This window comes from Synechococcus sp. CCY9202 (assembly GCF_034931685.1).
Lineage (GTDB): Bacteria > Cyanobacteriota > Cyanobacteriia > PCC-6307 > Cyanobiaceae > CBW1002.
Genome location: NZ_JAYGID010000085.1, coordinates 1 through 20,396 on the forward strand (window position 1 = coordinate 1; position 20,396 = coordinate 20,396).

A 20,396-nucleotide genomic window follows, 5' to 3' on the forward strand; every position below is an offset into this window, starting at 1 on the left:
CGGTGGCGCCCGTCAGCCGACCGGCGGCCCCGTCGCGCGCCACGCCCCGACCGGTGCCGGTGCGTCGTCCTCTCTCCGGGGGTGAGTGGTTCGCCCTGCTGTTGCTGGGGTGTGCCCTGGTGCTGAGTCTGGTGCTGGGCCTGGGGCTGGCCTGGGCCCGGGGGGTGGAGATGATCCAGCGCCCCAGCTGGTGGGTGGAGGCGGCCCCACTCCCACCGGTCAAAGCAGCCACAGCGCAGCCTGGCGAGCGACCTGCGTCGCAGACTGAGGGCACCGCCGCAGCCCTTCACGACGATGGCGAGCCCGATTCCTCCCGAGATCCCTCTCTACAAGCACCCCTTGCCCCGACTGGAGGAGTGGCTGCGCCAGCTGGGCGGGAGCCAGTCGCGGACGGATCCATCCCAGTGGGATCTGCACCAGCCCCGCTGGAGCGCCCAGATCGTGCTGGAAGTTGACGAACTCAAGGTGACCTGGCACCAGGAGGGTCAGCAGAGCGTGCGGCACTTCCCCTACGGACTGCCCCGCGCCGATGTGGAGGCGGCGATCCTGGCTGGGCCCTGAAGGGCACCCGCAGGCTCAGCCCTCGTCGAGCGCCGTGGCGATGGCGGCGTAGCACGCGTCCAGTTCCGCCGCCTCCATGCACAGGGGCGGCATCAGATACACCACGGAACCCAGGGGCCGCAGAAACACCCCGTGCTCCCGCACTCGCCGTGCCAGCTCCTTGCCGGCCGGATTGAAATAACTGGCCGGTTCGGCCCCCAGATCGAAGGCAGCGATGCCGCCCAGAAGTCGGGGCCGCTTCACCTGCTGATGGGCCGCCAGCCGTTCCAGATGGGGGCGGTGGCGTTCTTCGATTCCCCGGTAGCGATCGGGGTTCTCCTCCAGCAAATCGAGGCTGGCCAGGGCGGCGACGCAGCCGAGCGGATTGCCGGTGAAGCTGTGGCCATGGAAGAAGGTGAGCTGCGGCTGCTCCCCCACGAATCCCTCGAACAGCGCTTCGCGGGCCATGGTCACCCCCATCGGCAGGAAGCCACCGGTGAGGCCCTTGGAGAGGGCCATCAGGTCGGGCTGGATGCCGGCCCGCTGGCTGGCGAACAGGGCCCCGCAGCGGCCGAAGCCGGTGAGCACCTCATCGGCGATCAACAGGGCGCCGGCCTGCCGCACTCGCTGTTCCACGGCTTGCAGGAAGGCCGGCCGCACCATCGCCATGCCGCTGGCCCCCTGCACCAGCGGCTCGAGAATCACGGCGGCGGTCGGGGTTTCCAGCAGGCTGTCGAGCTGCTGCAGGGCCTCCTGCTCGCGGGCCTCCACCGTGGCGTCAGCCCACCAGGTGGCGGGCCAGGGGGCGCGGGCTACGTGGAACAGCAACGGCTCGAACGCTGCTGAGAAGGCGGAGCGTTCCCCCACCGCCATGGCCCCGAAAGTGTCGCCGTGGTAGGCCCCGCTGAAGGCGATCAGCTGGGAGCGCTGCTCACCGCGGTTGTGCCACCACTGCCAGGCGATCTTGAGGGCCACCTCCACGGCGGTGGAGCCGTTGTCTGAGAAGAAGAGGCGCTCCAGCCCCGTGACGGCGCTGAGCCGTTCGGCCAGCCGTTCGGCCGGGGGGTGGCGGAAATTGGCGAAAATCACCTGCTCGAGGGTGACGGCCTGGGTGGCGATCGCCGTGGCGATGCGCGGTTCGGCGTGACCGTGCAGGGTCACCCACCAGCTGCTGATCGCGTCGATCAGGCGACGACCATCCTCCAGTTCCAGCCAGACGCCTTTGCCGGCAACCACCCGCAGCGGTGGCTCGGCCGTGGCCACCTGAGTGGTGGGATGCCAGAGATTGGGATGCCAGGAAGATCCAGGAGAGGCCACCGGATCCAGACACTCAGGGAGTTGGGTTCCGTTCATCCGGATCGGCATGGTGCGGCTGTGCTGCCAGGAATTCAAAGCACAACCGAATGGTGGTCCTCCTCATTCCCTGATGTCATGGCTGACTGGGATCCTCGACCGCTGGATGCGGATGTCTGCCTGGAAGCGGGAGGGACCCGTGGGATCAGCGGCAGACTTCAGAACTTTTTTCTCCGCTGGTGCTCAGGGGTCCGCAACTGAACCAGCGGACAGTCCGCACTTCAATGTCGGTGAAGAGCACCAGGATGGCTCCGCAAAGAACGGCGACGGCACCGCTGATCAAGAGGTGTTTCTTGCCCATTGGGCCAGCTTACGGGGCAGCTCGGAACGCTGCCACTGTCGTTGCAGGCCGCTGGCCTCCAGGGGGTCGAGCGGCGGCAGCTCCGCCAGTACCGGCACACCCCCCAGTTCTTCGAGGGTGCGGGGGTTGTCGGGATGGAGGGGGCCGTTCAGCACCAGCCCCAGCACCGGGATCCGCCTGGCCCGCAGGGCTTCGAGCGAGAGCAGAGTGTGGTTGAGGGTGCCCAGGCCGCTGCGGGCCACCAGCAGCACCGGCAGCCCCCAGCGTTGAACCTGCTCGATCTGCAGCCAGTCGCGGCGCAGCGGCACCAGCAGACCACCGGCGGTTTCCACGACCAGGGCTCCCGCGCCGGCGGGCAACCTGAGCCGCTCGGGGTCGATCGTGAGGCCCTGTCGCTCGGCGGCCCAATGGGGTGAGACCGGTGCCTGCAGCCGGTAGGCCTCGGGCAGAAGCCGTTCCGGGGGCAGATGCAGCAGATCCTGCACCCGGCCCCGATCCCCCTCGCCGTCCAGGCCGCTCTGCACCGGTTTCCAGTAGCGGGCCCCCAGGCCCTGCACCACCAGGGCACTCACCACCGTCTTGCCCACGTCGGTGTCGGTGCCGCAGATCACCAGGCCACTGCGGTTCTCTTCGGCGTCGTAGTTCGCTGTTTCGCTGGCCGTGCCTGGGTCGGTGCTGGATGGGTCGTGGCGGTGGATGGCGGACATCGTGTTGACGAAGACAGCGTCACTGCGTGCAGAACCGCAGCAGCACGCGTGATTCTGCTCAGCGCCCCCCGTCAGCTGCCCTCGTCAGCTGCCCCCGGCAGTGGGGCGAGAGCCGAGCAGCAGCAACACCTCCCAAGTGAGGCCGGGTTGCTTCCAGTGGCGCAGCAGCCGTCGCAGCTGCACCGGGGACAGTGGCGCGCTGCGGCTGGCTCCGGCGCCAAGGGTGCGCATCCGTCCCAGGGCCTCGCGCCCGTCGACGCACGGCCGCTGAAAGTGGAGCACCTGGGAGTTCCGCAGCACCAGTCCGCCACGCTCGGTCGCGGCGAACAGCTCCGCTGCGTTCGGCAGGATCAGGGCCGTGCAGGGCACGGCGGCGGCTGCGGCGGCGGCGCGCCATTGGGGAAAGCTGCCGCTGGTGGGCACCGCCAGGGCCAGCCAGCCGTCTGGCACGAGGCTGTGGCACCAGCTTTCCAGCTGCTCCGCCGGGTGCTCCAGCCACTGCAGCGCGAAGCTGGAGACCAGCAGGGCCGCCGGCTCTACCTCCGCTGGCAGCCCGCGCTCCAGATCCCAGCCCCGCTGCTCCTGGCCGTTGGCCAGTGGGTTGCGGGCCAGCAGTTCGGGGCAGAGATCGATCTGCTGCAGCCGGGGCGAGCCGTAAGACGAGGGCCATTGCTCCAGCAGGGCCCGGCTGAGCAGCCCGGTGCCGGCGCCGAGGTCTGCTCTGGGGCCTGGCGGCAGCGGCAGCTCGCGGCAGTGGTGTGCCAGCCGCCAAGCCACCGCGCGCTGCAGATGGGCCGCCTGGTCGTAGTCGCTGGCTCCACCGGCGAATCGCTGCCGCACCTGCGAGCCGAATCGCGTCGCCGCTGTCGTGCCGAAGGCCGCGGCATCCGTCATTCGGCAGACCCAGCCGGTACCGGCTCCGAGGCCGATGCACCGCTCCCCCCTGCCTGGCCCCACGGGCACTGCCTGGCCTCCAGCCAGCTGAACACCAACGGCACCACGTTGGTCTGCAGCAGGCTGTGGCCGGCGCCGGGCAGTACCTCCACCGCGGCTGTGGGAAGGGCGTCGCACAGCAGGGTCCGGGCGGCGGGCACCACGATCCGATCGGCCTCCGCCTCCACGATCAGTACCTGGGCCGCAGCGGGAAATCCGGTCGGCAGGCCGTCGCAGTGTTCCAGTCGTTCCAGGTCATCGAGCAGGCGCCGGCAGCCTGCGGGGGTGATCGGGTCGCTTTCCGGTCCGGGGGGCAGCAGGGCTGCATCAGCAGGATCGGCCGCTTGCTGCAGAAAGGCCGCGAGCATGCTCTGAACGGCACGCTCGCTGCTCTCCTTGCCACTGGTCAGGTGGGCCTGCAGCGGCGCCGCCATACCGGCCAGCCCCCGCTGCAGCCGCCGGCGATCGCGGCCCTCCGGCACGAAGCACCCGAAACTGGCCAGCAGCACCACCAGATCGGCGGCTGCCAGCACGGTCGCCGGCACCCGGTGGGGGCCGAGGGAGTGGCCGATCAGCACGCGGGGCCCGGCCGCGGCCGCGCCGCTTGTGATCCAGGTGGGTTGCAGTGGCGGTAGGGAGCCGTAGCCCCGTTCGCCGCTCTGCCATTGCCAGCCCCGCTGCTCCGCCAGCTGCCGCCAGGGTTCCCAGGCCCGGCTGTCGCCGCCCCAGCCGTGCATGGCGATCACCTGGAGGGTCATGGTGCAGGCGGTGAACCGAGGGCCGCCAGCAGGCGACGCAGGCTGCCCGACGGCAGATCCTCGCGCAGCACCAGGCGCAGCCGGGCCTGGCCTTCCGGCACCGTGGGCGGGCGGATCGCCACGCTCAGCAGGCCGGCGGCTTCAAGGCGGGCCTGGAGGTCGAGCGCTCCCTGGTCGTCTCCCACCAGCAGCGCCAGGATCGGGCCGTGGCCGGCGGGCCTGGGCCAGCCTGCAGCCGCAAGGCCATCGCGCCAACGCCGGGCACGCTCCAGCAGCGCCGGGCCGGCCTCCTGGCCAGAGGCTTCCCGGTTCTTCAGGAGTTCCAGCGCGGCGAGCGCCCCCGCCGCCAGGGGCGGTGCCAGGGCTGTGGTGTAACGGAATCCGCCACTGCGCTGCAGCAGCCAGTCGCCCACCAGGGCATCGCTGGCGAGGAAGGCGCCGCCCCCACCGAAGGCCTTGCCGAAGGTGCCGCTCACCAGGGTCACAGCGGGCAGTCCCCAGGCCAGGCCGCGGCCCCCCTGTCCCAGCACCCCCAGGGCATGGGCCTCATCCAGCAGCAGCAGGGCCCCATGGCGCCCGCACAGCCGCGCCAGGGCTTCCACAGGCGGGTTGGTGCCCTCCATGCTGAACAGGCTTTCGCTCAGCACCAGCAGGCGCCGCCCCGGATCGGCCTGGCGCGCCGCCAACAGACGCCTGTCAAGGTCGCGGAGATCGTTGTGGCGGAAGCGCTGCAGCCGGGCACCGCTGGCCTGCACGCCCACCAGCAGGGAGTGGTGAATCAGCCGATCGGCCAGCACCAGGCTGTGGCGATCCGCCAGGGCTGTCACCGCGGCGAGATTGGCCTGGAAGCCGCTTGGAAAGAGCAGCACCCGTTCCCGGCCGAGCCAGTGGGCCAGGGCCCGCTCCAGGGCTTCGTGAATGGGCCGGCTGCCGCAGACCAGCCGTGAGGAGCCGGCACCGAGGCCTTCCTCGTTCAGGCAGGCCGTTGCGGCCCGGGCCAGGGCAGGATGGCGCGCCAGGCCCAGGTAATCGTTGCTGGCCAGATCGAGCAGGGGGGTGCCGTTCGCGTGCGCGTCTTGCAAGGAGGCGGCGCTGCCGCCGGGCCGGAAGGTGCGGATCCGGCGGTGGCGTTCGGTCGGCAGGGCGGCCAGGCTGGCGATCAGCTGCTCACGCCAGTGGGGGGCTGTGCTGATCGGCTCGGGCACCGGCACTGGCTGCCGCATCCACCCACCCTAAGCAGCGCCAGGCTCTCGCCCGTTGTCCCCTGTTCTGATGCGGGGTCTTGCACTGGTGCTTCCAGTTCCGCTGAGCAGGATGGGCGGCAAGATTGATCTGCCGTCGATGGCCCCACCGCCGCAAGCAGCCCCGCCGCAACCTGCTGTGCCGCCCGCCGCCCTGCCGCCGCACCTGAGGCTGCTGGAACGGTTCACCCTGCTCTTTCCCCTCTGGACCCTGGCGGCGGTGCTGCTGTCGCTGCCGTTTCCGCAGCTGTTCACCTGGCTGAAGGGGCCGGCGATCGTCTGGGCCCTGGCGGTGATCATGCTGGGCATGGGGCTGGGGCTGCAGCTCGGGGATTTCCGGCGGGTGCTGGGCCGGCCGGCAGCGGCGGGCCTGGGGGTGATCTGCCAGTACCTGGTGATGCCGTCTCTGGCGGCGCTGCTGGCCTGGGGGCTGCGGCTGGAGCCTGCCCTGGCGGTGGGCCTGATCCTGGTGGGCTGCTGCCCGGGCGGCACCGCCAGCAATGTGGTGACGCTGATCGGGCGCGGGGATGTGGCGCTCTCAGTGGTGATGACGACCCTCAGCACCCTGCTGGCGGTTGGACTCACCCCGCTGTTGGCCAGCCTGCTGGCAGGCCGCTACGTGCCGGTGGATGGCTGGAAGCTGCTGCTGGATGTGCTGCAGGTGGTGCTGCTGCCGGTGGCCCTCGGGGTGGCCTTGAAACGCTGGACGCCCCGGGCGGCACGGCGGGTGGAGCCGCTCATGCCGCCGGTGGCGGTGGTGGCGATCGTGCTGATCGTGGCCAGCGTGGTGGGGAGCCAGCGCGACAACCTGCTGGCCCAGGGGCCGCTGCTGCTGCTGGCGGCGCTGCTGCTCCATGGCGGCGGCTTCCTGCTGGGCTACTGGATTCCTGCCCTGGCGGGCTATGGCAGCTGGGGCGCGGGCCTGGCGGTGCGCCGCACCGTGAGCATCGAGGTGGGGATGCAGAACTCGGGCCTGGCGGTGGTGCTGGCCCGCTCGGCCTTCACCAGCCCACTCACAGCCCTGCCCGGTGCGATCTCGGCTGTGGTGCACGCGGTGCTGGGCAGCCTGCTGGCCGCCTGGTGGCGTTCCCGCAGCGGATCCGGGCCAGCCCGCCCCTAGGATCCGCCCATGCCAAGCCCCGGCCAACGCGCTGATTCGCCCCAGGCTGGTCCCTCCCAGGATGGTCTTTCTCAGGCTGGTCACTCTCCGACAGTGCCCGCGCTGGACCAACTGTTTCCCTTTTCGCTCGATCCCTTCCAGCTCGAGGCGATTGATGCGCTGAATCAGGGGCATTCGGTGGTGGTGAGTGCCCCTACCGGTTCTGGCAAGACCCTGGTGGGTGAGTACGCCATCCACCGCGCCCTGGCCCATGGCCAGAAGGTCTTCTACACCACGCCTCTCAAGGCCCTCTCCAATCAGAAACTGCGTGATTTCCGCCATCAGTTCGGGGCGGAGAAGGTGGGTCTGCTCACCGGCGATCTGAGCCTCAACCGCGAGGCCCAGATCGTCGTGATGACCACCGAGATTTTCCGCAACATGCTCTACGCGGAGATCGACCATCCCGACGACGACCCCCTGGCGGATGTCGAGGCGGTGGTGCTGGATGAGTGCCACTACATGAATGATTCCCAGCGCGGCACCGTCTGGGAGGAATCGATCATCCACTGCCCGCCGCCGATCCAGCTGGTGGCGCTCTCCGCCACGGTGGCCAATGCCGGCCAGCTCACCGACTGGATCGAGCGGGTGCACGGCCCCACCCGCCTGGTGCACAGCGATTTCCGGCCGGTGCCGCTGGCCTTCAGCTTCTGCAGTGCCAAGGGTCTCCACCCCCTGCTCAACGACGAAGGAACGGGGCTGCACCCCAACTGCAAGGTCTGGCGGCCTCCCAAGACCACCCGCCGCAAGGGTCCCAAGCCGCCGCGACCGCCCCAGCCCGAGGCGCCGCCCCTGGCGTTCGTGGTGGCCCAGATGGCTGAGCGGGACATGCTGCCGGCGATCTACTTCATCTTCAGCCGGCGCGGCTGCGACAAGGGCGTGCGCGACATGGGCAGGCTCTGCCTGGTCACCCCTGAGGAACAGGCGCGGATTGCGGTGCGCCTTGAGGCTTACGTGGCCGCTACGCCGGAGGCGGTGCGGGAGGGGCACGACGAACCGCTGCTGCGGGGCATCGCCTCCCACCACGCCGGTGTGCTGCCGGCCTGGAAGGAGCTGATCGAGGATCTGTTTCAGCAAGGCCTGATCAAGGTGGTGTTTGCCACCGAAACCCTGGCGGCGGGCATCAACATGCCGGCCCGCACCACGGTGATCTCCTCGCTGTCCAAGCGCACCGAGCGGGGCCACCGCCCGCTGATGGGCAGCGAGTTCCTGCAGATGGCAGGCCGGGCGGGCCGGCGCGGCCTCGATGTGCAGGGCTATGTGGTGACGGTGCAGAGCCGCTTCGAGGGGGTGCGGGAAGCGGGGGCTCTGGCCACCAGCCCGGCCGATCCGCTGGTGAGCCAGTTCACCCCCAGCTACGGCATGGTGCTCAACCTGCTGCAGCGCTACGACCTGGCCAAGGCGCGGGAGCTGGTGGAACGCAGTTTCGGGCGGTATCTCGCCACCCTCGACCTGGCGGACGACGAGGCCCGCATTGCCGAACTGGGGGCCCAGCTCGCCTCCCTGGAGGCCGGCAGCGGCGATGTGCCCTGGGACGACTTCGAAGACTATGAGAAGCAGCGCGGCCGCCTGCGCGAGGAGCGCCGCCTGCTGCGGATCCTGCAGCACCAGGCCGAGGAGACCCTGGTGCACGAACTCACCCTGGCGCTGCAGTTCTCCAGCGAGGGCACCCTGGTGAGCCTGCGGGCACCCCAGTTGCGGGGTCGGGTCACACCGGCGGTGATCGTGCGGAAGGTGCCCGGACCCGGCCAGTTCCCCCTGCTGCTCTGCCTCACCGATGAGAACCAGTGGCTGCTGCTCCCCTGCAATGCCGTGGTGAGCCTGCATGCCGAGCTCAGCTGCCTGCAGGTGAGCCAGCTGGATCCACCGGAGCTGCAGCATCAGGGTGAATTGCGCCATGGCGACCAGGCCAGCGGTGGTCTGGCCCTGGCGGTGGCTTCGATGGCCCGTCGCCACGACATGAGCACCCCCCAGTTCGACCTGGCCGGTGAGGTGCAGGAGCAGGCGCGGCTGGTGCAGCAGCTCGAGCAGGAGCTGGAGCTGCATCCGGCCCATCGGTGGGGCGACCGCAAGCGGCTCAAGCAGCACCATCGCCGCATGGAGGAGCTCGCGGTGGAGATCGAGGAGCGCCAGACGCTGCTGCATCACCGCTCCAACCGCCACTGGGATACGTTCCTGGCCCTGATCGACATCCTGCGCTTCTTCGGGGGGCTGGATGGAGCGGAGGGGCTGGAGCCCACGGAAGTGGGCCGCACCGTGGCGGCCCTGCGGGGCGACAACGAGCTCTGGTTGGGGCTCGCTCTGATGAGTGGCCATCTCGATGGGCTCGACCCCGCCGAGCTGGCCGCAGTGCTCGAGGCGATCTCCACGGAGGTGAATCGCCCCGATCTCTGGTGCGCCTTCCCTCCGCCACCGGCGGTGGAGGAAGCCCTGCACGACCTGCGCGGCCTGCGGCGGGAGCTGCAGCGCCAGCAGGAGCGCGGCAAGGTGGTGGTGCCGGTCTGGTGGGAGCCCGAACTCACGGGATTGGTGGAGGCCTGGGCCCGAGGGGCCAGCTGGACCGATGTGATCGCCAGCACCTCCCTCGATGAAGGCGACGTGGTGCGCATCCTGCGCCGCACGGTGGATCTGCTCGCCCAGATTCCCTATTGCGAGGCGATCAGCGAGCAGCTGCGCCGCAACTCCCGCCGTGCCCTGCAGGCGATCAACCGCTTCCCCGTCTGCGAAATCGAGGATCTGGTGGAACAGGCTGCCGCCCCGGCGGGATCTGGATCTGGGTCGGCGGTAGCAAGTGAGGCTGTGGTTGTGGCTCCTGGGGACAGCCCTACCCTCTAGGGATCCTCTGGACAACCGCCTGCCGAGAAACTGCCGTCAAGACTGGGACACGACTCTCAATCCTTGGTTCAAGCATATTCCTGGGCTATCCAGACCCTGCCTAGACGACACCCTTCAGATGAATCCCAGCTCACTGGCTCAGAATCCATCCTGGTGGATCAGGAGGCCAGGGATCGACCACACGCCTGTGGGAAAGTATCGCCAGCACTCGTGAATTCTTGTCAGGTTCGTTCAAGTCCTCTGGTCGCCGCGGCATCATCCTGGCCGGTGGCAGTGGCACACGCCTGCATCCGATCACCCAGGCGGTGAGCAAGCAGCTATTGCCGGTTTACGACAAGCCGATGATTTATTACCCGCTCACCACCTTGATGCTGGCGGGCATCCAGGACATTTTGATCATCTCCACCCCGCATGATCTGCCTCGCTTCCAGGATCTGCTCGGCGATGGTTGCCGCTGGGGTGTGCGCTTCTCCTACGCCGAGCAGCCCAGCCCCGATGGCCTGGCCCAGGCCTTCCTGATCGGGGAGACCTTTCTGGACGGGCATCCGGCGGCCCTGGTTCTGGGCGACAACCTGTTCTATGGGCACGATCTCTCGATTTCCCTGCAGACTGCAGCGTCTCGAGGTGATGGTGCCTCGGTGTTCGCCTATCGGGTGGCGGATCCGGAGCGCTACGGCGTTGTGGGGTTCGATGCCCAGCGCCGTGTCACCTCCCTGGAGGAAAAGCCGGCGGTGCCAGCCTCCAACTACGCCGTGACCGGTCTGTATTTCTATGACGCCCAGGTGGTGGAGCTGGCCCATCAGGTGAGGCCGTCGGCGCGTGGTGAGCTGGAGATCACCGACCTGAACCGGTTGTATCTGGAGCGGGGGCAGTTGCAGGTGGAACTGCTGGGCCGCGGCATGGCCTGGCTGGACACCGGTACCTGTGATTCCCTGCATGAGGCGGGCAGCTACATCCGCACCCTCGAAAAACGCCAGGGCCTCAAGATCGGCTGCCCCGAAGAAGTGGCCTGGCGGCAGGGCTGGATCAGTGATGACCAGATGGCACAGCTGGCGGCACCGCTCCACAAAAGCGGCTATGGCGCCTATCTCGAAGGCCTCCTGGCGGAGCGCTGCGCATGAGCACTCCTGTTCCTGCCAGCTCTTCTCGAACGACCTCGTTCTCTTCGGCCCCGGTGCTGCTCATCGGTCGCAGCGGCCAGGTGGCAAGCGCCCTGCAGGCCCTGGCACCGGTGTTGCTGCCCGATCGCTCCCTGGTGGCGGGAGGGCGGCCTGCGATCGATCTGGCGGCTCCTTCGGACAAACTGGCCCTGCAGCTGGAAGCGATGCTCGATCAGCTGGCGCCTGCCCTGGTGATCAATGCCGCCGCCTACACGGCGGTGGATCGGGCCGAAAGTGAGCCCGAGCTCGCCCACGCGGTGAATGCCGTTGGTGTGGGTGTGCTGGCCCAGGCCTGTGCGGCGCGGGATCTACCCCTGATGCACCTCTCCACCGATTATGTGTTCAACGGCTGTGGTGAGTCGCCCTGGCGGGAAGATGATCCGACCGGCCCCCTGGGGGTGTATGGCGCAACCAAGCTGGCCGGGGAGGAGGCGCTACGGGCGGCCGGTGGTCCCCACCTGCTGCTGCGGGTGAGCTGGGTGTTCGGCATCCAGGGCTCCAGTTTCGTTCGCACGATGCTGCGGCTGGGTAGGGATCGTCCGGCCCTGTCTGTGGTGGATGACCAGATCGGTGGCCCCACCAGTGCCGAAGCGATCGCCCGCACCCTGCTGCACCTGGCCGAGCCAGCCATCGCCACAGGGCTGCCCTGGGGCACTTATCACTACGCCGGCCAACACGCCGTGAGCTGGCACGATTTTGCTGCGGCGATCTTCGCGGAGGCGGTGGACCTCGGCCTGCTGGAGCGCGCCCCCGCCCTCAGTGCCATCCCGTCGAGTGCCTATCCAACCCCAGCGGCCCGACCGGCGAACTCACGGCTGGATGGCTCCCGCTTCGAGGCGACCTTTGGTCTTCCCCTGCCGAACTGGCACGAGGATCTGCGGCATTGCCTGAAGGCCTGGCGATGAGGGGGCTTGCGATGACCTGGCTGCGATGAGGCTCCCTGCCGCACCAGGTCCGCTGGATGGCACTGCCACCACCCTTTGTCTCGACCGCAAAGCTTCTGTGTTGTTGTCTTCCCCATGACCCGCCATCTGCTGATCACCGGCGGTGCCGGCTTCATTGCCGGCAACCTGGTGCATCACTGGGCCGTCGCCCATCCACAGGATCGACTGGTGGTGCTTGATGCCCTCACCTACGCCGGCAACCGCGCCACGATTGCGCCATTGATCGATGCGGGCCGGGTTCACTTCGTGCATGGCGACATCGGCGATGCGGCGCTGGTGGCCCAGGTGCTCCAGGCGCAGGCCATCAGCCATGTGGCCCATCTGGCGGCTGAATCCCACGTCGACCGCTCGATCAGCGGCCCCGGTGCCTTCCTGCGCACCAACGTGGGCGGCACCTTCACCTTGCTGGAGGCCTTCCGGGCCCATTGGCTGGCCAACGGCTCACCCGAGCACTGGCGCTTCCTGCATGTGAGCACTGATGAGGTGTTCGGCAGCCTTGAGCCGCAGGATCCTCCCTTCAGCGAATCCACCGCTTATTCGCCCCGCTCGCCTTATGCCGCCAGCAAGGCCGCCAGCGATCACCTGGCCCGGGCCTGGCAGCACACCTACGGGCTGCCGGTGCTGGTCAGCAACTGCTCCAACAATTACGGGCCTTATCACTTTCCTGAGAAGTTGATCCCGCTCACGCTCATCAACATCCTGCTCGGCCGGCCGATTCCGGTCTATGGCGATGGCTCTAATGTGCGCGACTGGCTGTACGTGCACGACCACTGCCGGGCCCTGGAGCGGGTGCTGCTGGCCGGCGAGCCTGGCAGCACATACTGCATCGGCGGCAACAACGAGGTGGCCAACCTCGATCTGGTGTCTCTCCTCTGCGACCTGATGGAGGAGCTGGCGCCGGATCTGCCGGTGCGGCCCTGCCGCGAGCTGATTCGCTTCGTGGCGGATCGCCCCGGCCATGACCGTCGCTACGCCATTGATTCTTCCCACATTCGCCGCACGCTGGGTTGGGAGCCCCAGGTGACGGTGCAGGAAGGCCTGCGGCGCACGGTGCAGTGGTACCTGGCCAACCGTGGCTGGTGGGAGCCGCTGCTCTCGCCGGAGTACAGCGGCTACCTGGAAGCGCAGTACGGAGCCTCCCTGGGAGCCTGAGCCCTGAGGCTTCGGGATTCCCCAGCCCTGGGGTTCCCTGATGTTGTCTCCCTCTGGATTCGTTGTTGTCCTGGACCGTTCTTGTCTGGACGCATTGCAGTTCTGTTCTTTCCTGTCTCGGTTCTCTTCTCTACCCCGGCTGCGTTTCACCGTGATGCAGATCATTCCCCAGTCCATCCCCGAGGTGCTGTTGCTGCAGCCGCAGGTCTTCGGGGATGCCCGCGGCTTTTTTGTGGAAACGGCACGCCAGACCGTGCTGGATCAGGCCGGAATTCCGCCGCTGGTGCAGCACAATCAGAGCCGCAGCCGCCAGGGGGTGCTGCGCGGTCTCCACTACCAGCTGGTGCAGACCCAGGGCAAGCTGGTGCGCTGCTCCCGCGGGGCGGTGTTCGATGTGGCGGTGGATGTGCGCCGCGGCTCTCCCTTTTTCGGCCAGTGGGTGGGTGCGGTGCTCGACGACGTGACCCACCAGCAGCTCTGGGTGCCGCCGGGCTTCGCCCATGGCTTCCTGGTGCTCAGTGAGCTGGCTGATTTCTGCTATCTCTGCTCGGATTATTACCATCCGGCATCGGAACAGGGGATCGCCTGGAACGATCCCACCGTTGGCATTGTCTGGCCCGACCTGCCGCCAGGGGTGGAGATGCAGCTCTCGGTCAAGGACCTGGCCAATCCAACCCTGGCGGGCCAGGATCCGGCGCTGCTGCCGGCTTCAGGCCAGAAGGCCTGAGGAGCTGCGTGCTCAATCGCTGCAGCCCTCAGATCCCCAGCCGCTCCCAGATCACCCCCAGGTTGGCCAGGTGCAGGTCGGTGGCGAAGCAGGCGGCCAGCTGCTCCGCGTTGAGGCGGCTTGTCACGTCAGCATCGGCCTCGAGGTTGGCGCGGAAATTGCCACCTTCGGTGTTCCAGGCGGTGTGAGCGTTGCGCTGCACGATCCGGTAGGCCTCTTCGCGGCTCAGTCCTGAGGCCACCAGGGCCAGCAGCACCCGCTGGCTGAACACCACGCCGCCGTAGACGTTCATGTTGCGGGCCATGTTCTGCGGGTAGACCCCCAGCCCCTTCACGACGTCGGTCATTTCCCGCAGCATGAAGTGCAGGGTGACCGAGCAATCGGGCAGCATCATGCGCTCCACCGAGCTGTGGCTGATGTCGCGCTCATGCCAGAGGGCGCAGTTCTCCAGGGCGGCCACCACGTAGCTGCGCAGCACGCGGGCCAGGCCGGAGATGCGCTCGCTGCGGATCGGGTTGCGCTTGTGGGGCATGGCGGAACTGCCCTTCTGGCCCTTGGCGAAGTTCTCCTCCACCTCCAGCACATCCGTGCGCTGCAGGTTGCGGATCTCGGTGGAGAAGCGCTCCAGGGCCGCTCCAACCAGGGCTAGGGTCTGGACGTATTCGGCGTGGCGGTCGCGGCCGATCACCTGGGTGCTGGCCGTGTCGGGCACCAGGCCGAGGATCTCGCAGGTGATCGCTTCCACCTGGGGATCTGTGTTGGCGTAGGTCCCCATGGCGCCGCTGATCTGGCCCACGCTCACCACTTGCTCGAGACGTTCGAGCCGCTCCTGGTTGCGTACCACCTCCGCCAGCCAGCCCGCCACCTTGAAGCCGAAGCTGATCGGCTCGCCATGAATGGCGTGGGAGCGGCCGATCATCACGGTGTCTTTGTGCTCCTGGGCCAGAGCCCGAAGGGCGCAGGCCAGAGCATCCAGCTCCTGACGCAGCAGCTGAGCAGAGGCCTTGAGCTGCAGGGCCAGGCCGGTGTCGAGCACATCGGAGCTGGTCATCCCCACATGGATGTAGCGGCCGGCATCCCCCACGTGCTCGTTCACGTTGGTGAGAAAGGCGATCACATCGTGACGCACCTCCGCCTCGATTTCGAGGATGCGGGGCACCTCAAAGCGAGCTCTGGCTTTGATGGTGGCGAGGGCTTCGGCAGGAACGCGACCGAGGCGATGATTGGCTTCAGTAGCGGCGATCTCCACATCCAGCCAGCTCTGGAATTTCGCCTCTTCACTCCAGATCTGGCCCATGGCGGGCAGGGTGTAACGCTCGATCAAGGGCCAGCGCGTGGCGACGACCGTCCCAATCTATGGCGAAGCGGGCGACAGCCAGCCGATGATGCCCTTCATTGGCTGGCTGTGAGCAAGAATCACGAGGGTTTTTCGGCAGCGATGACATGGAACATCCAGAGGTTTCAAAGGGGGAAGGTGTGGTGAAGTCGCGCCGATGCCGTTCACGATGTCGTGGAACAGGGACGTTCTCACCAGAGTGATGCTTTGCTTCAGGGATGGAGTTGCCTGACTTGCCAAGGTTGACTCGATCTTCGAGGACGATGGTATTCGGTTCTTTACTGCTGCCAGTGCGGCTTTCGGTTCCTGGAGCGTTGGAGAATCTGGTTGTGCCTCTGTCGCCGCTTTGGTCAATGCTCGTCTTTCCAGGCGGCAGATTCATCACCACGGCATGCAAAAAATTCTCTCTGAGGATCATGTGGAATGGCAGACGGGCAAATGTGAAGATAATGGCCGCCATGCCTGCGCTTTTGATGAAATGTCGAAACGGGTCAGCGGAGAGTAATCACGACAATGCTCCTGGAATGGTTGTGAAATAGAATTTTCATCCAGGGAGTTGAATGTCGGTGAAATCTTGAAGATTGCTACAGGCCTGATTCATTGCCATCCATGGAGCTGGCTGTGTCTTCCTGGCCATGCATGGGTGAAAGGTTGATCGGAGAAGTTGGCTCGCATGGGCAGGCGAATTCACAGAGGCTGCAAGGTCGTCTTCACCTTTCTTTCGTGTTAATCATGCTAATCTGTCGATGGCATGGGCGTAAGGAGTGGAAGGAGGCGTTAAGATCTCTTGGAAAGGACTGGATGCAACGCGCGGTTGCTCTTGTCGTAGTTGACCTGGGAAAGAATTCCTGAATTCTTGAATTCAGGGTGCGCTATTGAAATGGGACGGATTGTCGTGCCGGTCTTTGAGTGTGTCAAGCAGTTGAGGTCGTATGCTTGAAGAGGGCGCATTCCTCCAACGAAGCTGCCTGGCGTTATCGAAATTGGTCGCGATCCATGGCAGGTAAGCAGAGGCTGGATCAGGAGCTTGTGCAACGGGGCCTTGCTGCTACACGCCAGCAGGCGCAGCAGCTTATTCGTGCCGGACGGGTTCGCAGCGGTGGCCAGATCCTGGACAAGCCTGGTCTGCCGGTTGCACTGGATCGCGCTCTGGAAGTGGAGCAGCCTCCACGCTATGTGTCCCGTGGCGGCGAGAAGCTAGCAGCTGCCCTGGAAAACTTTCCGATCCGGGTGGCTGGGCGTGTCTGTCTTGATGGGGGCATCTCCACCGGTGGATTTACTGATTGCCTTCTCCAGCACGGAGCCGCGCGGGTGTACGGCGTGGACGTTGGCTATGGCCAGACGGCTTGGAGCCTGCGCACAGATCCAAGGGTGGTGCTCAAGGAGCGCACCAATCTGCGCCACCTCCATCCCGATCAGCTGTATGCACCAGAGGATCCCTGGCCGGATCTGGCGGTGGCGGATGTCTCCTTCATCTCGCTTTCGCTGGTGTTGCCGGCATTGGGTCGTCTCCTGAGCCCCACGTCTGAACTTGTGGTGCTCGTCAAACCGCAATTTGAGGTTGGCCGTGAACGGGTTGGCAAGGGTGGGGTGGTGCGTGATGCCTTAGCCCATGCCGACGCCATTGATCGGGTGATCACCGCGGCTGCTCGGGAGGGCCTGCGTCCTCTTGGCTTGGTGGCTTCGCCGATCACGGGACCGGCTGGTAATCATGAATATTTGTTATGGCTATGCGGAGCCCCTGTGGCCAATGGCGGGAGCTCTGATCCCGCAGCTCTGCTGGCGGGCACCGAGCAGGAGCGTCGAACGGCCTTGGAGCAGGTGGTGTCAGCCACTCTCTCCACAACCTGAAGGGGGGCCGAAACCTCAAGGAGCGTTGCCTTGGCCGGTGCGGATGAAGGTCTCCTGGCGGACTGAAGCCATTTGGCGCGTCCGATAGATCCGCCACGATGGGATGCGGTCGGATCCCCGCAGAGGCTGGAACTCTCGCGAGGAAAGAAAACAAAAAAGCCCTTCAGATGGCTGAAGGGCTGACTTGAGCTTGTTGCCCAGCGGCCGTGCTGGTCCCAGGGGATCAGATGGCGCCGCTGTCCCGCTCGCCGGTGCGGATGCGGATCACAGAATCGATCGTGCTCACGAAGATCTTGCCGTCGCCGATCTCGCCGGTACGAGCCGCATCCTGGATCGCCGTCACCACGGTGTCCACCTGGCCGTCATCCACCACGATTTCAAGTTTGAGCTTCTGCAGAAACTCCACTGTGAACTCAGAGCCGCGGTAACGCTCCACCTGACCCTTCTGCCGGCCGAAACCCCTGACTTCACTCACGGTCATGCCGACGATGCCGGCATTGACCAGGGCGATCTTGACGTCCTCAAGCTTGAAGGGACGAATGATGGCCTCGACTTTTTTCATGGAAGCTGCTTGGGGCTGTTTGAAGTCTCTCAGGAAAGGCCCCGGAGAGGAGGAAACCTGTCCATCAGACCCGAGCTTTGGTGGGTTCGTCGTAGCAACGGCTACGGGCGTGACCTGGGGCGTGGCCTCGCGTGGGTCGCGACCGGGCGGGTCGCATCGGTATCATCCGAAACCCCTGACAGGCCCAGTGAAGGAGTCTGTCTTTCTCCGCCTGAGCCCCGTGACCGCCGCCTCGTCCAATGCGATCGCCAGTGGCTCTGCTGCCGGCAGTGCCGCAACCCCCTCCCCGGAAAACCAGACACGTACCCCTCGCTACGGCGAGCGGGCGATTGCCGAGGCTGAGCTGATCTGCTTTGAAAACCCTCGCCCGGGGCGGACCTATGAGGTCTCGATCGAGCTGCCGGAGTTCACCTGCACTTGCCCCTTTTCCGGTTATCCCGATTTCGCCGTGCTGCGGTTGCTCTACCAGCCCGGCCCCCGGGTGTTGGAACTCAAGGCCCTGAAGCTCTACGTGAACGCTTACCGCGATCGCGCCATTTCCCACGAGGAGGTGGCCAACCGCATCCTCGACGACCTTGTGGCTGCGGCCGAGCCGGTCTGGATGGAGCTCCTGGCCGATTTCAACCCCCGAGGCAATGTCCACACCGTGGTGCGGGTGTCCCATGGCAACCGTCAGGCCTGCTGAGCGCCGGTGGACCTCTCCAGGTCCAGCTGGGCCAGCAGGGACGGCAGCTCCTGAGAGAAGGCCGTGAGGTTTCGGTTGCAAAGTCCGGCCACGTGCAGACGGCCTGGACGGTCGCTGCTGAGCCCGTTTGAGCTTTCGATGCTGTCTGCCGATTCTGAGGATTCCGCGATGGCCCAAAGCTGCCGGGTGGCGATCAGGCTGGCAGCGCCGCCGGCCAGGGCAATGGCGAAGCCCGTGTAGACGAGCGGCACACCAGGGTCTCGTTTCAGAAGGATGCCGCTGGCCGGCAACACGCTGACCACGCGGACCGGCAGTCCCTTCACCTCCTGAGCGGGGCCACCGGGCACCAGCTGGGCCAGGCTCTGGCCGTCGGGCCCGAACACCTGCACCGGTCCGTCCTCGCTGCTGAGGCTGAGCAGCACCGGCTCTGATCCATCCGGACGGGTGGGCAGCACCAGGCCCCAGATCTGTTCACCCAGTTGCGGGAAGCTCTGCAGCGGCAGTTGCAGCAGAGGGCTGCGGCCTAGCTGCACGGTGATGGCGGCCAGGGCCCAGTCGGCCTGATACAGGGTGATGCCGCGGTAGCGCAGCGGATGGTTGACGCTGATCTCGGCCTTCTTGACACTGGGCTCGCCGGTGGTTGGATCGGCGGGGTTGAGCAGGCGCAGTTGAGAGCGGAACTGCTCCGGGCGGCCGGCTGGATCGCGCTCGATCGCGAAGCGATCCAGGGCGAGGGTGAGCTGGCTGCGGCCTCGGCTGTCGAGCAGTTCCAGTTCCCTTCCCGGTGCGAGGAACTGTTCCTGCCGGTGCCCCCCCAGGGAGCCCCAGGCGGCGCCCACCATCAGCACCACCATGCCCGCATGCACCAGAAGGGGGCCGATCCGTCCCAGGATCCCCTTGCGGGCCGCCAGGCGGTCTGGATGACGTTGCAGTTGCCAGCCTTGCTGGGCAAGTAGATCGGCCAGGCGATCAAGGCCTTGCTGCGGCTGGGCCAGGCTCACGGTTTCCGCCAGGCTGAGCTTGCTCAGCTGCCGGGGCGAGCGGTAATCGATCCAGCGCAGGGCCGCCTGCAGGGCCGGCCATTGGCGCCGCCAGCTGCACAACAGAAGGGCCAGGCCCAGCCAGGCCAGCAAGGCGAGGAACCAGCTGCTGGAATACACGTGATCGAGCTGCAGGCGCAGGACGCCGTCGCCGTCCAGCAGCCCCAGCCAGGGCTGGTTGTCGTAGATCCGGTGATACAGCTCGGCGCTTTCCTGTTGTGGGATGGCGGTGCCGATGCCGCTGGCGATGGCGATCACCACCAGCAGGGCGATCGCCAGCCGCAGATCGGCCAGTGCAGCGATCAGGCGTTGCAGGGTTCGGGTCGGACCCGAGGAGGTGGCGGAGCTGCTGGTCATCAGAGGTGGTTCAGCAGGGTGAGACCGCCGATGGTGATCAGCAGCACGCCGCTGATCGTCGGAATCCACTGACCGATGCGCCGCAGCCGCAGCAGGCCCGGCAGGCTGGCCGCGGCGGTGCCCGCCAGGAGCAGCGGCAGCACCTGTCCGGCTCCGAAGCAGGTAAGCATGAGCATGCCGGCCAGGGGACGGCCGCTCTGGGCCATCCAGGTGAGCAGCACCGCCAGCACGGGCGTGGTGCAGGGGGTGGCAGCCAGGCCAAAGGCGAGGCCGGCAGCCAGGGGGGCCAGCGGAGCCGGCACACGACGGCGCCAGCGATCCGGATCAGGCCCGGCCGGCATCGGCAGCTTCACCAGTCCAAGAAGATTCAGGCCCATCACCAGGGCCACCACCGCCACCAACAGGGGCAGCTGACTGGGCAACTGGCCGTAGAGACGGCCCAGCAGACCGCTGGCCAGGCCCAGCAACACGAGGGACGCCACGATGCCGCTGGCAAAGCTGACGCTGCGCAGAACCGGCAGAGCTGGCCGGGCCAGCGGGTTGGCCGATGGCGCACCGAACCCTGCCAGGTAGGCGAGGGTGACCGGCAGCAACGACAGCGAGCAGGGCCCCAGGCTGGTCAGCAGGCCCGCTCCGAAGACAAGGGCAAGGGTAAAGGGCCCGGGCTGCTCGAGGGAGTGGCTGAGCAGATCTTCACTGGCACGAGCCCAGTCGGCCAGAGTCAGCCCGAGGCTGGTCATACGGGTGGAAAGGGCGGG

The 20,396-nt window shown here is 67.0% G+C and carries 20 protein-coding genes; 9 read left to right on the forward strand and 11 right to left on the reverse strand.

Features of this window, described 5'->3' with window-relative positions; all coding sequences use genetic code 11:
* Positions 1-232 (reverse strand): hypothetical protein (locus VB777_RS11455; protein ID WP_323249073.1); only part of this gene is annotated, 232 nt, incomplete at its 3' end.
* Between the two features lie 62 nt (positions 233-294).
* On the opposite strand from VB777_RS11455, the gene VB777_RS11460 reads away from it, so the two are divergent.
* Complete coding sequence (locus VB777_RS11460) at positions 295-561, forward strand: DUF3143 domain-containing protein (RefSeq protein ID WP_197156874.1); 267 nt, start codon at positions 295-297, stop codon at positions 559-561.
* Positions 562-576: 15 nt separating this feature from the next.
* On the opposite strand, the gene bioA is transcribed toward VB777_RS11460, so the two are convergent.
* The 5 genes from bioA to VB777_RS11485 all read right to left on the reverse strand — a co-directional run bounded on the left by bioA (position 577) and on the right by VB777_RS11485 (position 5,815).
* Entirely contained in the window at positions 577-1,893 is a 1,317-nt protein-coding gene (bioA, locus tag VB777_RS11465; RefSeq protein ID WP_323249075.1) for an adenosylmethionine--8-amino-7-oxononanoate transaminase, read from the reverse strand.
* 279 nt (positions 1,894-2,172) lie between these two features.
* On the reverse strand, positions 2,173-2,901 hold the full coding sequence (gene bioD, locus VB777_RS11470) for a dethiobiotin synthase (protein WP_323249077.1): 729 nt from the start codon (positions 2,899-2,901) through the stop codon (positions 2,173-2,175).
* Positions 2,902-2,985: 84 nt separating this feature from the next.
* On the reverse strand, positions 2,986-3,795 hold the full coding sequence (locus VB777_RS11475; RefSeq protein ID WP_323249079.1) for a methyltransferase domain-containing protein: 810 nt from the start codon (positions 3,793-3,795) through the stop codon (positions 2,986-2,988).
* Positions 3,792-4,592 carry an alpha/beta fold hydrolase gene (locus tag VB777_RS11480; RefSeq protein WP_323249081.1) on the reverse strand — a complete coding sequence of 267 codons (801 nt, stop codon included), beginning with the start codon at positions 4,590-4,592 and terminating at the stop codon, positions 3,792-3,794. Before VB777_RS11480 ends, VB777_RS11475 begins: the two co-directional genes overlap by 4 nt.
* On the reverse strand, positions 4,589-5,815 hold the full coding sequence (locus VB777_RS11485; protein WP_416223867.1) for an aminotransferase class I/II-fold pyridoxal phosphate-dependent enzyme: 1,227 nt from the start codon (positions 5,813-5,815) through the stop codon (positions 4,589-4,591). Before VB777_RS11485 ends, VB777_RS11480 begins: the two co-directional genes overlap by 4 nt.
* A 91-nt stretch (positions 5,816-5,906) precedes the next feature.
* Between VB777_RS11485 and VB777_RS11490 the strand changes: the two genes are divergently transcribed.
* The 6 genes from VB777_RS11490 to rfbC all read left to right on the forward strand — a co-directional run bounded on the left by VB777_RS11490 (position 5,907) and on the right by rfbC (position 13,807).
* A complete protein-coding gene (locus VB777_RS11490; protein WP_322758412.1) occupies positions 5,907-6,953 on the forward strand; it encodes a bile acid:sodium symporter family protein in 1,047 nt (348 codons plus the stop codon).
* A gap of 9 nt (positions 6,954-6,962) precedes the next feature.
* Positions 6,963-9,824: a DEAD/DEAH box helicase gene (locus tag VB777_RS11495; protein WP_197156864.1), complete on the forward strand. Its 2,862-nt coding sequence runs from the start codon at positions 6,963-6,965 to the stop codon at positions 9,822-9,824.
* 218 nt (positions 9,825-10,042) lie between these two features.
* On the forward strand, positions 10,043-10,945 hold the full coding sequence (rfbA, locus tag VB777_RS11500) for a glucose-1-phosphate thymidylyltransferase RfbA (protein ID WP_197156862.1): 903 nt from the start codon (positions 10,043-10,045) through the stop codon (positions 10,943-10,945).
* A gap of 53 nt (positions 10,946-10,998) precedes the next feature.
* Positions 10,999-11,889: a dTDP-4-dehydrorhamnose reductase gene (gene rfbD, locus VB777_RS11505; protein WP_323249084.1), complete on the forward strand. Its 891-nt coding sequence runs from the start codon at positions 10,999-11,001 to the stop codon at positions 11,887-11,889.
* Between the two features lie 114 nt (positions 11,890-12,003).
* Entirely contained in the window at positions 12,004-13,080 is a 1,077-nt protein-coding gene (gene rfbB / locus VB777_RS11510; RefSeq protein ID WP_197156859.1) for a dTDP-glucose 4,6-dehydratase, read from the forward strand.
* Positions 13,081-13,234: 154 nt separating this feature from the next.
* Positions 13,235-13,807: a dTDP-4-dehydrorhamnose 3,5-epimerase gene (gene rfbC, locus VB777_RS11515; protein WP_197156857.1), complete on the forward strand. Its 573-nt coding sequence runs from the start codon at positions 13,235-13,237 to the stop codon at positions 13,805-13,807.
* A 28-nt stretch (positions 13,808-13,835) separates the two neighbouring features.
* Here the strand turns inward: rfbC and purB are convergent, their stop codons facing one another.
* Positions 13,836-15,131, reverse strand: coding sequence for an adenylosuccinate lyase (gene purB / locus VB777_RS11520; RefSeq protein WP_197156856.1), 1,296 nt, complete (start codon positions 15,129-15,131; stop codon positions 13,836-13,838).
* Positions 15,085-15,603, reverse strand: coding sequence for a hypothetical protein (locus VB777_RS11525; protein WP_323249086.1), 519 nt, complete (start codon positions 15,601-15,603; stop codon positions 15,085-15,087). The genes purB and VB777_RS11525 overlap by 47 nt, the downstream gene beginning before the upstream one ends.
* Positions 15,604-16,139: 536 nt before the next feature.
* Between VB777_RS11525 and VB777_RS11530 the strand changes: the two genes are divergently transcribed.
* Positions 16,140-16,994, forward strand: coding sequence for a TlyA family RNA methyltransferase (locus tag VB777_RS11530; RefSeq protein WP_322758417.1), 855 nt, complete (start codon positions 16,140-16,142; stop codon positions 16,992-16,994).
* Positions 16,995-17,217: 223 nt separating this feature from the next.
* Here the strand turns inward: VB777_RS11530 and VB777_RS11535 are convergent, their stop codons facing one another.
* A complete protein-coding gene (locus tag VB777_RS11535) occupies positions 17,218-17,556 on the reverse strand; it encodes a P-II family nitrogen regulator (RefSeq protein ID WP_197156852.1) in 339 nt (112 codons plus the stop codon).
* Positions 17,557-17,800: 244 nt separating this feature from the next.
* Here VB777_RS11535 and queF point away from each other — a divergent pair, with 244 nt between their 5' ends.
* Complete coding sequence (gene queF / locus VB777_RS11540) at positions 17,801-18,241, forward strand: preQ(1) synthase (protein ID WP_323249105.1); 441 nt, start codon at positions 17,801-17,803, stop codon at positions 18,239-18,241.
* Here the strand turns inward: queF and VB777_RS11545 are convergent.
* Both VB777_RS11545 and VB777_RS11550 read right to left on the reverse strand, forming a co-directional pair.
* Positions 18,229-19,638: a cytochrome c biogenesis protein ResB gene (locus VB777_RS11545; protein WP_197156851.1), complete on the reverse strand. Its 1,410-nt coding sequence runs from the start codon at positions 19,636-19,638 to the stop codon at positions 18,229-18,231. The genes queF and VB777_RS11545 overlap by 13 nt on opposite strands.
* Complete coding sequence (locus tag VB777_RS11550) at positions 19,638-20,378, reverse strand: cytochrome c biogenesis CcdA family protein (RefSeq protein WP_323249089.1); 741 nt, start codon at positions 20,376-20,378, stop codon at positions 19,638-19,640. The genes VB777_RS11545 and VB777_RS11550 overlap by 1 nt, the downstream gene beginning before the upstream one ends.
* Between the last annotated feature and the right edge of the window lie 18 nt (positions 20,379-20,396).